We start from the raw sequence: 14,358 nt of genomic DNA, 5'->3' as shown, positions 1-14,358 counted from the left end.
AAATCTCTAATAACTCTTGTGTTAAGCGGTTAATGTTATTTGGGCCAAAAGGGTCAATCATATTATGGCCAAAGGGGTGAATTCTGTTTGGCCAAAAGGGTCAAAGTAGAGTGGCTTTTCCACTTACCACCCACCGGGAAAATCCGCTGATCCCTTAAATCTTTAAAAATCGGTTTAGCATCAGTTAATGACTATGTACCGCTCAATAATGGTTAACGATCAAGGCTCTCAAAATCATGATCCTAAATTATATTTCACACTCGGGCAACTTCAACGGACTCTTGCGGCCAAGCCTCGAGATAACAAATTTTAACACTTGGCGGCGGAGTATAAAAGAAGAAAGAGCTAAATCATTGCGATTTAACTCTTTCTTTGTGTTGCCTTGGAAGGATTCGAACCCTCACAGGCGGAACCAGAATCCGACGTGCTACCATTACACCACAAGGCAATTTCTGTTTTGCGAGGGCAAAGTTAGGCAGTTTTATTTTATCTTCCAAATTTTAAAGCAAATATTTTTATAAAATTTATTTTTCATCACCGTAAAGGTACATTTAACGAGAGCTATATAACTGTGATACGCTCTGTATATCAAGCACTTTGAAAATGAATCACACGATACGCAGTATTATTTGAGCGAGACTCGGGCTTTTTTAGTAACTTTGGTGTTATAGTTGATAAACAATAATCACAAGAACTAAACAATATGTATATCGCATCGGCAAAAAGAAAAGAGAATATCGCGGAATACCTCCTCTACATGTGGCAAATTGAAGATATTATCCGCGCAAATAATCTTGACATCGATAAGATAAAAAGCAATATCATCGATAAATTCGATCTTAATGATGATCAGCGTAAAGAACTAACCGAATGGTATGAATCGCTTATTGACATGATGCGTCGAGAAAATGTAGAAACTTCAGGACATCTTCAGCTTAACAAAAATACGCTGTTGATGCTCAACGACCTGCATCATGCGTTGCTCAAAGATCCAAAATTCGATGTCTATGCTTCGGAATTTTACAAAACGCTCCCCTATATCGTAGAATTACGCTCCCGTCAAGGAGAAAGTAAGCTTGACGAGATAGAGACATGTTTTGCCGCCCTTTACGGGACACTTATGCTGAAACTTCAGGGAAAAGGAATATCAGTCGACACACAAAAAGCAATAGCCCAGATAACAAAATTCATATCGCTTCTGTCAAAATATCATAAACTTGACCAAGAAGACAAACTTTGGGACAACCAATAAAAATTGCTACCTTTGCAGCCGAAATTAATTTATTAATAGAAAAAGACGTGGCAACACTTACTGACGAAATAAACCGCAGGCGTACATTCGCTATAATCTCACACCCTGACGCAGGTAAAACCACCCTTACAGAAAAGCTCCTTCTTTTCGGTGGAGCCATACACGTGGCCGGAGCCGTAAAGTCAAACAAGATAAAAAAGACTGCGACTTCCGACTGGATGGAGATTGAAAAACAGCGCGGCATATCGGTGGCCACGTCAGTCATGGGCTTTAATTACGGCGACTACAAGATAAACATACTTGACACTCCCGGTCACCAAGACTTTGCCGAGGACACCTACCGCACTCTTACAGCTGTGGACAGTGTCATAATCGTTGTCGACGTAGCCAAAGGCGTGGAACAACAGACACGCAAACTGATGGAGGTGTGCCGTATGCGCAACACTCCCGTCATAATATTTGTAAACAAACTCGACCGCGAGGGACGCGACCCCTTTGAGATACTTGACGAGCTTGAAGCGGAACTTAAAATATCGGTACGTCCACTCTCGTGGCCTATCAACATAGGCGCGAAGTTCAAAGGCGTATACAATATATACGAACACTCGCTCGACCTGTTTACTCCGAGCAAAACGCAAGTCACAGAGCGCGTCGAGATAGACTCGGTCGATGATCCCCGCATAGACGAGGCCGTCGGCGAAAAAGATGCCGCGAAACTGCGCGAAGACCTTGAACTGATAGAAGGCGTGTATCCCCCGCTCGATGTAGACCGTTATCTTGAAGGCAAGGTAGCTCCGGTATTTTTCGGTTCGGCACTAAATACATTTGGCGTCAAGGAGCTTCTTGACTGCTTTGTGAAAATAGCCCCGTCGCCTCGCCCTGTCACAGCCGAAGAGAGGAGTGTGTCACCCGATGAAAACACATTCTCGGGCTTCGTATTTAAAATTCATGCCAACATGGACCCCAACCACCGTTCATGCATAGCGTTTGTAAAAGTATGTTCGGGAAAGTTTGAACGCAATGCCAACTACAAGCATATGCGTTCAGGCAAGATGATGCGTTTCGCCGCACCCACCGCGTTCATGGCACAGAAAAAGAGCATTGTCGACGAGGCTTATCCGGGAGACATAGTGGGTATACCCGACACCGGCAACTTCAAAATAGGCGACACCCTTACCGAAGGTGAGAACCTGCACTACAAGGGATTGCCGAGTTTCTCGCCCGAGATGTTCAAATACATCGAAAACACCGATCCGATGAAAGCCAAGCAGCTTGAGAAAGGCATACAGCAACTTATGGACGAGGGTGTGGCACAGCTATTCACAAACCAGTTCAACGGACGAAAAATCATCGGCACTGTCGGGCAGTTGCAGTTTGAAGTCATACAGTACCGTCTGCTACATGAATATGGAGCCACTGTACGTTGGGAGCCCATTTCGCTATACAAGGCTTGCTGGATTGAAAGTGACGATCAGGCAGCACTCGAAGCGTTCAAGAAACGCAAACATCAATTCATGGCCACCGACCGCGAGGGTCGCGATGTATTTCTCGCCGACTCCAACTACGTCCTTCAGATGGCCCAAGCCGATTTCCCAAAAATCCGCTTCCACTTCACCAGCGAGTTTTAGCTACGGCTATTTAGTGGCAATCTGCAAGGCTGCCATATCAAAAACAAGACCATACGGCACGGAGGATTGTGTGAGGCCACGAGAATCGCACCCGGACGCCGTGGTACTGGCGTCACTGCAGGCATACGCCATATATAACAATCGGGGGGCCACACCGAACCGGAATAACTCCGATATAACGACTTCGCAATAAAACTGGATTAAACCCGCTTGCGAATCGACTTGTATCGGATAACGAAGGCATAAAACATGCAATGCTATTGAATATATGGTGTTCAGCAGCAGTGCGAAAAACCACCATGTAAGTCCTATTCCATATCGGCTATTGAAGATAAGATTGTAACTCAATATGGCATTATAGACAATCATCACAATCATGTTGACAAACGCCGCTTTCGGTTTTGCCTTATGACACAGCCACGTCGATAACAGCGACAGCGCATAAGCCGCACCGAGCAAGGCTGTATCTTCGCCCCAGCCTTCTGTTATGCAACTCACAATCACCAGAATGAGAAGCACAAGCCACGCAATCCAAAATCGTTTATCGGTCAACTTCATTATATATTTCAAGTCTATTTCCCATTTTATCAATCCAATACCAGTTGTCGCTTACCCAATAATGGTATTCACCATCACTGCCTTCCACTTCTTCGAGGTGTCCGCTGTCAGTCACTTTCGCACGTCCATCCTTAAACGGAAATCCGAATGCAAAGCGCGGCGGTATTATCACAACGTTGTATTGTGTTGCATATCCTATTTTACCTTCGCTATCTACAATTCGATAGCGACCGTCGGACACATAATCATCGCCATTATCATATTTATATGGTTTATATCCTGCTTTTGACACTGATGGATAATGTCGGTCGGTGGTGACAATAAGCATTTTCTCTGCTTTTCCACAAGATGTTGGAAAGGTTTTCTCGCGATCAAGTGCGACGGCATCTATTACACTATCAATCTGTAGCGTGTTAGAGGCATAATTTATTGCTCCATTTTTCCCGGCAAACCGTCCGGGGTGTTCTTTTATGACACCTTGATTTTCGCCGTCAACTATTATCTGTATGGTTGTAGGTTTGGTTGAGATACAGCATAATCCGTTAAACAGAATATTGTTTACGCATAGGGTTGTGTCGGTTAACTCCACTGAGTCTATATCGGGTTCTCGTAATATAGGAATCGCATCGCAAACAAGTGACTCCAGTGACACATTGCCAAAGGGTGACTGATACCATATACCCGGATAATCCACGTCTGCAATCATGCTGTCTACAATCCACAATGGGTTCTTCCAAGAGCCACCATCCTCCATTTCAATCAACATATTTGATTTGGCAATGGCAAAAGCATCATCGTAACCCACATATCGGAAACTCAACAATTGATTCTCAGGCAATGATACGGAGAACAATCCGTTGGTATCTGATACTGCCACTATACTGTCTGTCCGGTCGGCAAAGGGGATACATACACTCACTCCAATCAATGGCTCGCCATCATATTTATCGACAACACGCCCGCTAACATTGATAATCCGTGCATAGCTGCTTATGCACATCGACAATAGCAATCCGCATATAATCATATATTTTGTGTCAGTCAGTTTCATTGTTATTGTGGAGTTTTCGAGTTGAATTTCATTATCATAATAGCCGAGAGCGTGAACACTATCACTGCACCGCCAAGGGCATCAAGACTCGCCACTGCCATCGTTTCTAAATCACTGAACTTATTATGAAGCCATAGGAAGCCTTGATATTGATTAGCCCATATAGCCGAAAACATCAGATTAGAGCAGCCAATAAATAAAGAAACTATGTTGTTGGAATATCTAAATATCGCATACCCGAATATTATCTGAAATATAGGCAAAGTCAAACTAACTAAGATTCCCCAATCATAAAACACGGAGCAATATAATATCTGAAGATATGTGGCAACACCTACGATAAAAATTGGTATAATGGACTTGCGATTCCCTTGATTATTCTTTTTTAAGACTGTCAGGCTTATAATTAAAGCTAAGGATATGTCGGTTATTAACCATAATTGCACATCAATATCATCAGCATTGGCTTTAGGGACAGACCAAAACATAATTATTGCCTCTATAAAGAGTAATCCGATCAATAATAACCTTTGTTTTGTCATTAACTTTTCCATTTTGCAGATATCTTGTTGACAATAAACCATAAAATGAATACCAATCCTGACGATACGGCAAAGGCGAGAATGGTCAAGGGAATTACCCACGGCCAACTTTTGTAATAAAATGCCTCAAGATGTGTCAACCCTGTTACTATGACCGGATTTGTTTCCTCTGCAACTCTGATTGATTCATATTGCTTTATGTTGTCGGTTTTAGTGTCTATGGTAAAATAATATTCACTTCCAGAAGCTTCGTTGACGAAATATCTCTCTCCATAAATGGAATCGCCTGAAACTTTGATCTTAGTTACCCATTCAACGGCGCGGTTTCCGTCTTTACTAATATCCCCTGTAAAGTATTCGCGAATGGAGCCACTTGCAAGGGATTCTATCCGATAGCCATTGGGCAAATCGGCCTTATAATATCCATCCATTCCACAACCGGTGTCAAAGATAGATGAACAGGCAAATCCGCCGATTAGACATGTGAAATAGAAAGAGTATATAAACAGGAATGGCGATAACATTGCCAGTATAGTGTTACGTTTCCTGTGCCTCCTGCTACACCAACATACAATACTTGCCAATGGCAGTGCAATAGCTATTGCCAATAAAGTGAAGATAACCAATTGAATTATAATGTCGATCAGTATCATTATCATAGGTTTTATTTGGCTATTAAAATCAGAATCAATGTGAGGACGAGGAAGCCGAGAAATCCGTTGGCAAGGTTGTTGTCGGCATGGTCTGTGTTATTGAAATCTTCCGAACCATAGCGGATTTCCCGATATGATACTTTCTGCCCGCGACGAAACAGACACAGACACCCATACCGAAGTCCCGCTCCAATATGCAGAATAACTGTGTGAAGCCAGTAATATGAACTTGTAAACAAAATCGCAATAGCCGCTATGATTTTAACTATGAAAATGACTCTATTCTTCATCGTTTACCTCCTTTCCGCCAAAGACAAATGAACAGAGCTAGGGATATGAAATAATTGAGCCATATCGCAATTAACAGCGAATCAGCCCTTAGATACATTCTCTCTATCATATCCGAAATATCGTATGGCTCAATAATATATTTCAAATCCAGATAGGTATTGGCACATACGAGTAATTCGCAAATACCAATCGCACCAAAGGCAATAACTCCTACTATTTTCTGCCACTTATTCATAATCCCTATGCTTCATCTGTTCAATACTGATTTTTTCGGCAAGTATGATGCTGTCCTTTCGCTGCACAGAAAGAGGACCAACATATTTATCTCCATAACTCAACCGGCTATCAACGGCTGTGACTATCCACCAAGAATTATTATTTTGCTCAATGATTATTGTCGAATCATTCCACCACACATGTCGGACATTTGCGATGAATTACGGTTCATCCTTATAACCGAGTTTTGAAACAAATATAGGATAATCCTTTTCACTCTCGCCATATAATCCCTCGCCATAAGTAAATACCGAGTAATTATCTGTTATGTGATGCCGATTATCACAAGAAATAAGAACTATAAATAATATTGCAGCAACCGCAAACAGGAGTATTCCAATCAAATACTTGTTTTGACTATGGGACGATTGCTCATCGAATACACCTGTACCGCCGAATCGCTCAATGGTATTGATGACATTTTTATTGCGACAATATTTCCCGGATAGTCTGACCGAAATACCCTTTTGGCTTTTGGTTTCGGATGATAATACTATGTCCAACACTCTGTAAAAGAGGACTCCCATATAAGACTGTCTATAAAAAACAGCGCATTTCGCTATTTCATACCATTTCAGCGAAGTGGTTTTGCTCCATTCTTTATATGTAATACCATCAGCATCTATTCTAAGAAAGTCACGCCCGAATCGGAGATATTTGAAAATATATGTCAATGTGATTATTCCGAAAAACAATGTGCCAACTATCGCTCCGACATGCCATCCATCTGTGCAGCCCCAATAGATGAAAGAAGCCAAACAAGCAAGGCAGAAAAGAGGAAATGTAAACGCCTCCTTTGCCGTATAGCAATCTTGTTGTTTCATCGATTGCCTCCTTTCCTGTTTATAAACCAAAGGAGGCCACTCCAAAACAGCACGTTTGCGCTTACTATCAGGATATTAGTCAGTATATCGGGCGAATCGAAACAGAATATCAGACTGAACATGAATAAGAACATGACAACTGTCGAAGTTATAAATTTACCAATCTGCTCCATATCGGCTATTTCTTTTTGGGGCGGAACTTTACGGTTTTATTGGCGTTGCGTTTGGGGTACTTGACCTTGATTATTATAGAGTCGTCGTAACCCTCGGCCTCTATGCGGAGTGTCGCCTCTTTTAACGGATTGCCGTCATCATCATGTAAGCCGCTTTGATAATCCCAATAAATGCGACATGGGTGTTTATCATCAAAGTATTCAGGTAAAATACATTCAGAGTATTCATCTCCATCTTTGTCAATCCAGACACGCTCCACAGATAGATCTTCACAGTCTATTACGTTGCCTTTTTCGTCAGTTACATTAAGATCGAGATAGTGATTTTCTTCGCGCTTGGGCATAGCTCCGACAAAAACTACGTCACCCAATAATGAAGCAGAATTGGGTACAAGTGTGATTGTCGTATCTCTAATATTCTCGGTTACGACAATCGTCTGCGGTTCATAACCGACATATTCTACCTTCAATGTGTCGCCTATACAGACCGGTAAACCAAAATGACCGTCTAAATCAGTTATGGCACCTAACGCAGTGCGTTTATTTGATATAGTCGCTCCGATTATCGGTTCTTTTGAAATAGTACCGTCGGGCAATGTATCCCCACTCAGTACAATACCTCTGACAGTTATTGTATCGGCCACAACAGGAATGCTCCCTTTCAGAAGGTTCTGCAGTTCTTGCAAGGTCTGCGCATCGGAGGTCACTGGCATAAGCATAGCGAGGGATGCCGCCGAGATACCGGCGAGGATTACAGCTTTTCCGGCGAGGGAACGGGCGCGTAGCTGCTGCTCCAAGTAACGCACCTCGGCCTCGCATTTGGGACATGTGCCGAGGCAGTCGCCTCGGTAGCGACACTCAGATGTCACTAACTCGATGCCGTTGGCTTCGGCAATCTGCCGACGTATCTCTTTCAGTATCTTACAGGTCTGTTTTCCTCGTGCCATAGTCAGTCTGCTAATCTAAATATTATAGGTATGGTAAACCAATATTCAACCGCTTTCCCATCAAGTATGGCAGGGTTGAATTTGGGCAATGTTGTTACAACTCGGAGTGCTTCTTCATCAAGTGAAGGAAATACAGATCTTATAATTTGAGCATCCCCGACAGAGCCATCTTCGTTAACCAAGAATTGGATTATAACACGACCTTGAATGTGAGAGTTATATGCATTTTGAGGATATTGAATATGTTGAGAAATCCATTCCATAAGTTTTTCATCGCCGCCGGGGAATGTCGGGCGAACATCTACAATAGCTTCATACACCTTATCTTCTTGTTCGGGGTCGATAATTTCTCCCACAACCGTATATTCGGTATCATCGATTTCTCCTTTTTTGATGACAACCGAATCTTCAATCATCGGCAGTTCGCCTTCTTCTATTGTATCCGACACCTCAACCTGCTCGATTGGTGTCTCAGGTTCGCCCAGCAAAGTCTCGCTTGATTGATTTGTCGATGTGCCACTGCAACCTGACAAGAGAAGCATGCCTGCCGAGATACCGGCAATGGCTACGGCTTTTCCGGCAAGTAAACGGGCACGGAGTTGCTGCTCAAGATAGCGCACTTCCGACTCGCATTTGGGGCATGTGCCGAGGCAGTCGCCTCGGTAGCGACACTCCGACGTGACGAACTCTATGCCGTTTGCTTCGGCAATCTGCCGACGTATCTCTTTCAGTATTTTACAGGTCTGTTTCCCTCGTGCCATGGTCAAAAATTTCACTTTAAAAGATCACGGTTATTATTCCAATTTTCTAATACACTCATTTGATGAATGGCTATACGGTTAAGTTTCATAAGCCTTTCTGACTGGGCAAGCCCCTGCTCAATAAACACTGCATTAATATTCTCCAAATTGGACAGGCATATCAATTCATTTATTGTAGCATAATCTCTGATATTACCTTTGAGTCCCGGATTATTATCGCGCCATTGTCTTGCCGTCATTCCAAACATAGCTACATTAAGCACATCAGCTTCGTCGGCATACACTTTTGACATCTGCTCTTTCGTTATTTCAGCCGGAAGCAGATGAGTCTTAATCGCATCAGTGTGAATATGATAGTTCAGTTTAGCAAGTTCGCGTTTAGCCGACCATCCAAGTAACTTATGCTCATCTGCCTTAAGACGCTGAAATTCTCTCACTATATAAATTTTAAATTCCGGAATGATCCACATTGCAAATTCAAAAGCGATATCTTTATGTGCATATGTACCTCCATATCTTCCGGCTTTAGCTTGAAGAGATACCGCATTAGTCTTAGAAACAAACTCTTTTACACTTATCTTGAATCTATTAAGCCCAGAGTGACTTTTAATTATGGCGAATTCGCCATAATTAAAATCCGGATTATAGACTTTTTCCCATATACCAATAAACTCAAGAGTATTACGATTGCGTAGCCAATCAGTTATGAAAAAATCACCATCCTTGGCGCGTATCATGTCGGTAAGACATATATAATCCTCGCCATTGACATTTATCACATTAATCTCAGTATTTTTTACTACTATTTTTGTCATTGCTTTATTCTAATTTTTAAGGTTAAGATTAATGGTAGAATATTTCTGCCATAGTCAATCACAATAATCTGCGTAATCTGAAAATTTGAAAGATATAGGAAGTGTAAACCAAGCATTGACTTTCTTGCCCAAGTGTTGCGCCGGAATAAAATCGGGGAAAAGCCCTACCACCCTCAACGCTTCCCGATCAAGAACTGAATCACGGCCTTTTACAATTTCAGGGGCACATACATGGCCTAATGTGTCAACGTAGAACTTCACCACAACTCTACCCTGAAAATCATCAACCATCTCTTTCGGATATTTCAGATTGGCGCAAATGAATTTCATCATAGCCGCCGGACCGCCGGGAAATTCCGGCAACTGTTCTACAGCAGTATATATTTTGTTTTCAAATTCGGTATTAACCTCCTTGTTTTCACTGTTAACATATGCTGACATTCCAATCATTCCTATAAAAATCATGACAATAGCTAAGGCTTTGTCATTCGCCTCGGTAATCTGCCGGCGAATCTTTTCCAGTATCTTGCAGGTCTGCTTTCCTCGTGCCATGGTAAAGTGTTTACGGTGCTATTTTGATTACTTAGTTTTAACTTGCCGGTTGGTAATCACCGGAATAGCAAATATAGCGATAATATTTTATTTTTCATGCAACAAATGTCACATGCAACGACTATTCAACAACTATGAAACGACTATGAGACCATAGGAAATGTCATATGGGGATTTTCAATTCGGCCTCACCGGAGGTGTGTCTCTACAATTCACTAATCCCGAAATCAGCCTATTTTATCGATCAATTAATTGTTCGATTTAAAAAGAAATTGTAATCAATGCCCTTTAAGTTCAATACACGCGGAGCAGATGCAACAATTGCGGCAATACCGCAGTGACTTCGTCGTTAAGTATGCAGTTTACAAGTACTCCGTCAATGTAGCGAGTACCTGATTGAGCGGCCATGCGGCTTTTTATTGCATCGCACGACAGCCCGCTGCGGGTAATGACACGTCGGATGCGGAGTTCTTCGGGAGCAGTGACCTCCCAGATTTCATCGACCAGCGCGTCAAGCCCGCTTTCATGCACTATGGCACTTTCAATCCAAGCCACCTCGCAGTCAAGCCCTTCACGCCAGCTTACTATATCGCGCCGTACAGCCTCATGAACTATACCGTTAAGTAGCTTGAGGAGCTTTTTGTCATTAAACACCGTGGCTGCAAGTACCTGCCGGTCAATTTCGCCCGAAGGCGTTATCGCCTCCTCCGACACAAACCGCGATATGTCTCGTTTAATCGCATCATCGGCATCCATCAATGCTTTGGCACGGCTGTCGCAATCATAGACTTCATATCCCATGGCCCGAAGCATAGATGACACTACCGACTTACCGCTGCCGATACCACCGGCTATGGCTATAAGACCCGACTTCATGGCTGATGACGCTGTTCTATTATGTACTCAACGCTGTCGGGCGACATTTCGGTGTTATGATAAAACTCGGGGAGCAATGACAAGGTCACCGGCAGCTTGCCATTGACCGAACGACGCACATCATTGTAGTCCACATATGCGTTTACATCATAGAGTTCGTCATTATACATGCTCATAGGCACAAGATAAGACACCTCTATACGCGAAGGAAAAGTTATCATCCCCATATCGGACGGCATGTTTTTCACAATAACCGGCGCATACTGCTTGCGGGCTATCAGCGGCTCCACAGGCACAGTCACCGTCACCTGATCAGGCACCATCTTAACTCCGGCAATAGGTTCGATACGAGCCGTGATAACAGTCGTATCTGTAAGGCCGCCCCGTACGATAGGCACAGTCTCCACCGATACCAAAGAATGAGGAAGGTCCTTGACGGAATAAAGCAATACAGAATCGACGTTAGTACATATAGGTCCGCTTATAATATTGCCAAACGACGGCTGAAGATCCGCAACCACCTTTACAACCACCCTGCGTCCGGGAGATGTCGTATAGTTAAGACGTAACGAATCGGGCGACACCGTCACGACCTGACTTCCGGTACCAAAATAATCTCTCACCCGAGAACTAAGATCAGCCCTGCTCACAAGAAACTTGTTATCGGTCAATATATAATCACCCCAATTAATCTTCATCACCTTCGTTCCACCCATACGATACTTCATCAGTGACGAGCCTTTGTCGCGCACGCTCACCTTTATTACCTGCGGCACATCTGTTATTATAGTGACGCTGTCGGGCACGTCAACCAGCTCGACAGGTACGTCCATATCTTCCTGCACCTCATTGTTAAGAGTAAGGAGGAGCCAGAACACATAGGATATGAGCAAAAACAACATAAACAGCAATACCTCCTTGCCGCGGGCAGAGCTAAGAGCATCATATATGCGCCGGAATATTCCGGACACTTGTCGTATCAGTCCCATATCACACGATGATTACATTATATAAACCAATAAAGCCCGCCACAGTTTTATAAAACTGATGTACGGGCTTCAATACTGTTTAATCAGCAGGAGTGCCTTTTATTTATTTTCAGGATTATTCTCCGACTGCTTTACCGCCTCCTGAGCCTGTGATGCCGAAGGATAGACCGAACCCTTATCAATTGTTATGCGTACATTGTCGGCAATCTCAAGTATAATTGTCGTATCTTTCACATTGCGGATCTTGCCGTATATACCACCTGCGGTGATAACACGGTCGCCTACATTAAGGCCTTCGCGGAATTTTTTTATCTCTTTCTGCTTTTTCTGCTGCGGACGTATCATGAAAAAGTAAAATACCACGATAAGACCCACAATCATAAGGAGATTCATGATGCCGGCACCGCCTCCGGCTGCCTCCTGAACTGCTATAAGGTTATAAACCATATCTCTTAATTATTTAAATTGTTACTTGTTTATAATGCAAATATACTAAAGATATTTTATTCCTTTACAAGGATTCCGGCCTTTTTTAAATTATTCACTATCGCATACAACATTCCGGTGATAAACTGACCGCTCTTCGGAGTCGAATAGTAGTTGGCTATCTCCGTATACTCGTTTATGGTCACGATTGTAGGTATCGATTCAAAATTAAGCAATTCGGCTATTGCCGTCTCAAGAATCACGATATCCATAAATGCAAGACGGTCAGGATCCCAACGGCTCTCCACAAGACACTCGTCAATCATAGCACGGTATTCATCCTGATTGGAGATGGCAGCTTCAAAAAGACGGGGTCCGAAACGCTCGTCCTCAAGGTCCTTGAATTTAGGCAGCAGTTTGACCGGAGCACCTTTGGCATTGGCAAAAATCTTTATTGTCTTAAGCACAAATGACCCCATTATAGTCACGTCATCATTCCAGTACACCGACTGCGACTCAAGCGCCTCCGCAAGTTCGTCGCTCTCAATGATGACCGTTTTAAAAAGCGATGCCCAAAGCTCACAATCAGCAGCAAAATCGACATCAGGCGCAGACATATATTTTTTATATGCCTCACTATCTATAATTTTTGCCATCAGACGACGCAACGTCACATCCTCATCCACCCATGACAGAGGTATATCCTTAAGATAATCACACATATCTTCGTTTTCTTCAAGCGCTTTTATGAACTTGTTTTCCACAAAGCGCATATTGGGGTTAAGGTCGTCATGTGTGGTTATATAGCGGTGTTTGGCTTCATCAAGTTGCTGGGCACGAAGATGAGTCAGATCAATCATAAGCTGCAGCAAGCTATGGTACAGCTCATAGGACTTGTCAAGAGACGCGGCCAATCCACGGCGAGCCTCAATCAAAGATCCTTTTACCGTAGAAAAATCATTGAGAGTCACATCAAGCATGGCGAGAGCCTGCTCATATCCTACATGCGTGAACTCCTCATCGGCATGTATAAGCGCATCAAGCTCTCTGTCTCGAAGAAGTATAGTGTGCATTATGGTTTTCCACAGCTGAACTTCATCACCGATTTCGGGTGCAGTCTTTTTACGAGAATACTCTTTATAAATAGATGATGCCTTTACAGCCGCATCAAGGCGCAACCTCATAGGCGCCAAAGCCTCTATGAATGACCTACGGGACAATGCTATATTCTGCATATCGTCGTTAGAGGCAAGAGCCTGAGCTATGCGCGTATAGTCATTTTTCGCCCTTTTGTCAGCACGTTCTATACGTGGGCGTCCTTCATAATTTGTAATCTTGAATCCCGATTGGTCAATGAGCAATAAAAGCAAGTCACAATAAAGTTTATAAGCATAACGCTTGTCACGCGAACGCGTTTCGGGAACCGGCAATACGTTAAAATCACTTCGTGTCAACAGATAGGAATAAAGCATCTGAACCACTTTCATCCTTATCAAAATTCTGTTTATCATAACTCAATGCTCTTATTATTTTTACGGTGCAAAGTTAACAATTTAGTGCAACGTGACAAAGGGCTCAGTATATATTTTTTATATAAAGAGCCCTGTCACTATTCAATGTAGAGTCCAACAGCAAATGCAAATTTATCCAACGTGTGCGAAAAAACGCGCCTTAGGTGTATCAAAGTTTATTTTCTCTCGTGGTCTGCGGTTCAATTTCTTTTGTATTTCCATTATTCTCTTAT

At 42.9% G+C, this 14,358-nt stretch carries 16 protein-coding genes and 1 tRNA gene; 2 read left to right on the top strand and 15 right to left on the bottom strand.

Features of this window, described 5'->3' with window-relative positions; genetic code table 11:
- Positions 1-377: 377 nt before the first annotated feature.
- Positions 378-448, bottom strand: a tRNA-Gln gene (locus tag FW767_RS12275).
- A gap of 255 nt (positions 449-703) precedes the next feature.
- On the opposite strand from FW767_RS12275, the gene FW767_RS12270 reads away from it, so the two are divergent.
- Positions 704-1,252 carry a DUF4924 family protein gene (locus tag FW767_RS12270; RefSeq protein WP_121700328.1) on the top strand — a complete coding sequence of 183 codons (549 nt, stop codon included), beginning with the start codon at positions 704-706 and terminating at the stop codon, positions 1,250-1,252.
- 47 nt (positions 1,253-1,299) lie between these two features.
- Positions 1,300-2,880 (top strand): peptide chain release factor 3, encoded by a 1,581-nt coding sequence (locus tag FW767_RS12265; RefSeq protein WP_121700329.1) that lies wholly within the window; start codon positions 1,300-1,302, stop codon positions 2,878-2,880.
- Between the two features lie 6 nt (positions 2,881-2,886).
- On the opposite strand, the gene FW767_RS12260 is transcribed toward FW767_RS12265, so the two are convergent.
- The 14 genes from FW767_RS12260 to FW767_RS12195 all read right to left on the bottom strand — a co-directional run bounded on the left by FW767_RS12260 (position 2,887) and on the right by FW767_RS12195 (position 14,125).
- Positions 2,887-3,438: a hypothetical protein gene (locus FW767_RS12260; protein ID WP_121700330.1), complete on the bottom strand. Its 552-nt coding sequence runs from the start codon at positions 3,436-3,438 to the stop codon at positions 2,887-2,889.
- Positions 3,422-4,489, bottom strand: a complete 1,068-nt coding sequence (locus FW767_RS13210) for a hypothetical protein (RefSeq protein WP_205523917.1) — start codon at positions 4,487-4,489, stop codon at positions 3,422-3,424. The genes FW767_RS12260 and FW767_RS13210 overlap by 17 nt, the downstream gene beginning before the upstream one ends.
- Before the next feature lie 2 nt (positions 4,490-4,491).
- Complete coding sequence (locus tag FW767_RS12250; protein WP_121700331.1) at positions 4,492-5,043, bottom strand: hypothetical protein; 552 nt, start codon at positions 5,041-5,043, stop codon at positions 4,492-4,494.
- A complete protein-coding gene (locus FW767_RS12245; protein WP_147438824.1) occupies positions 5,031-5,684 on the bottom strand; it encodes a hypothetical protein in 654 nt (217 codons plus the stop codon). Before FW767_RS12245 ends, FW767_RS12250 begins: the two co-directional genes overlap by 13 nt.
- A gap of 11 nt (positions 5,685-5,695) precedes the next feature.
- Positions 5,696-5,974, bottom strand: coding sequence for a hypothetical protein (locus FW767_RS12240; RefSeq protein ID WP_121700333.1), 279 nt, complete (start codon positions 5,972-5,974; stop codon positions 5,696-5,698).
- A gap of 438 nt (positions 5,975-6,412) precedes the next feature.
- Positions 6,413-7,075, bottom strand: a complete 663-nt coding sequence (locus FW767_RS12235; protein WP_121700335.1) for a hypothetical protein — start codon at positions 7,073-7,075, stop codon at positions 6,413-6,415.
- A 178-nt stretch (positions 7,076-7,253) separates the two neighbouring features.
- Positions 7,254-8,195, bottom strand: a complete 942-nt coding sequence (locus FW767_RS12230) for a carboxypeptidase-like regulatory domain-containing protein (protein WP_121700336.1) — start codon at positions 8,193-8,195, stop codon at positions 7,254-7,256.
- Between the two features lie 2 nt (positions 8,196-8,197).
- Complete coding sequence (locus FW767_RS12225; protein ID WP_121700337.1) at positions 8,198-8,956, bottom strand: energy transducer TonB; 759 nt, start codon at positions 8,954-8,956, stop codon at positions 8,198-8,200.
- Positions 8,957-8,967: 11 nt separating this feature from the next.
- Positions 8,968-9,771, bottom strand: a complete 804-nt coding sequence (locus FW767_RS12220; RefSeq protein ID WP_121700338.1) for a KilA-N domain-containing protein — start codon at positions 9,769-9,771, stop codon at positions 8,968-8,970.
- A gap of 54 nt (positions 9,772-9,825) precedes the next feature.
- Positions 9,826-10,323: a TonB family protein gene (locus FW767_RS12215; RefSeq protein WP_121700339.1), complete on the bottom strand. Its 498-nt coding sequence runs from the start codon at positions 10,321-10,323 to the stop codon at positions 9,826-9,828.
- Between the two features lie 294 nt (positions 10,324-10,617).
- A complete protein-coding gene (coaE, locus tag FW767_RS12210) occupies positions 10,618-11,199 on the bottom strand; it encodes a dephospho-CoA kinase (RefSeq protein ID WP_121700340.1) in 582 nt (193 codons plus the stop codon).
- On the bottom strand, positions 11,196-12,188 hold the full coding sequence (locus FW767_RS12205) for a YbbR-like domain-containing protein (RefSeq protein ID WP_121700341.1): 993 nt from the start codon (positions 12,186-12,188) through the stop codon (positions 11,196-11,198). The genes coaE and FW767_RS12205 overlap by 4 nt, the downstream gene beginning before the upstream one ends.
- 99 nt (positions 12,189-12,287) lie before the next feature.
- Complete coding sequence (gene yajC / locus FW767_RS12200) at positions 12,288-12,635, bottom strand: preprotein translocase subunit YajC (RefSeq protein ID WP_121700342.1); 348 nt, start codon at positions 12,633-12,635, stop codon at positions 12,288-12,290.
- Between the two features lie 56 nt (positions 12,636-12,691).
- Positions 12,692-14,125, bottom strand: a complete 1,434-nt coding sequence (locus FW767_RS12195) for a transcription antitermination factor NusB (RefSeq protein WP_121700343.1) — start codon at positions 14,123-14,125, stop codon at positions 12,692-12,694.
- Positions 14,126-14,358 lie beyond the last annotated feature (233 nt).

Source organism: Heminiphilus faecis (assembly GCF_008728965.1).
In the GTDB taxonomy this organism is placed as follows: domain Bacteria; phylum Bacteroidota; class Bacteroidia; order Bacteroidales; family Muribaculaceae; genus Muribaculum; species Muribaculum faecis.
The sequence above is the reverse complement of the archived record's forward strand: the minus strand, read 5'-3'. Positions and strand labels throughout refer to the sequence as shown.

Bases quoted from the DNA above. Each gene is read 5' to 3' on its own strand.
- FW767_RS12245 (WP_147438824.1), bottom strand. From the start codon at position 5,684: ATGATACTGATCGACATTATAATTCAATTGGTTATCTTCACTTTATTG.
- yajC (WP_121700342.1), bottom strand. From the start codon at position 12,635: ATGGTTTATAACCTTATAGCAGTTCAGGAGGCAGCCGGAGGCGGTGCC.
- FW767_RS13210 (WP_205523917.1), bottom strand. From the start codon at position 4,489: ATGAAACTGACTGACACAAAATATATGATTATATGCGGATTGCTATTG.
- FW767_RS12225 (WP_121700337.1), bottom strand. From the start codon at position 8,956: ATGGCACGAGGGAAACAGACCTGTAAAATACTGAAAGAGATACGTCGG.
- FW767_RS12205 (WP_121700341.1), bottom strand. From the start codon at position 12,188: ATGGGACTGATACGACAAGTGTCCGGAATATTCCGGCGCATATATGAT.
- coaE (WP_121700340.1), bottom strand. From the start codon at position 11,199: ATGAAGTCGGGTCTTATAGCCATAGCCGGTGGTATCGGCAGCGGTAAG.
- FW767_RS12240 (WP_121700333.1), bottom strand. From the start codon at position 5,974: ATGAAGAATAGAGTCATTTTCATAGTTAAAATCATAGCGGCTATTGCG.
- FW767_RS12270 (WP_121700328.1), top strand. From the start codon at position 704: ATGTATATCGCATCGGCAAAAAGAAAAGAGAATATCGCGGAATACCTC.
- FW767_RS12215 (WP_121700339.1), bottom strand. From the start codon at position 10,323: ATGGCACGAGGAAAGCAGACCTGCAAGATACTGGAAAAGATTCGCCGG.
- FW767_RS12230 (WP_121700336.1), bottom strand. From the start codon at position 8,195: ATGGCACGAGGAAAACAGACCTGTAAGATACTGAAAGAGATACGTCGG.
- FW767_RS12235 (WP_121700335.1), bottom strand. From the start codon at position 7,075: ATGAAACAACAAGATTGCTATACGGCAAAGGAGGCGTTTACATTTCCT.
- FW767_RS12250 (WP_121700331.1), bottom strand. From the start codon at position 5,043: ATGGAAAAGTTAATGACAAAACAAAGGTTATTATTGATCGGATTACTC.
- FW767_RS12260 (WP_121700330.1), bottom strand. From the start codon at position 3,438: ATGAAGTTGACCGATAAACGATTTTGGATTGCGTGGCTTGTGCTTCTC.
- FW767_RS12195 (WP_121700343.1), bottom strand. From the start codon at position 14,125: ATGATAAACAGAATTTTGATAAGGATGAAAGTGGTTCAGATGCTTTAT.
- FW767_RS12220 (WP_121700338.1), bottom strand. From the start codon at position 9,771: ATGACAAAAATAGTAGTAAAAAATACTGAGATTAATGTGATAAATGTC.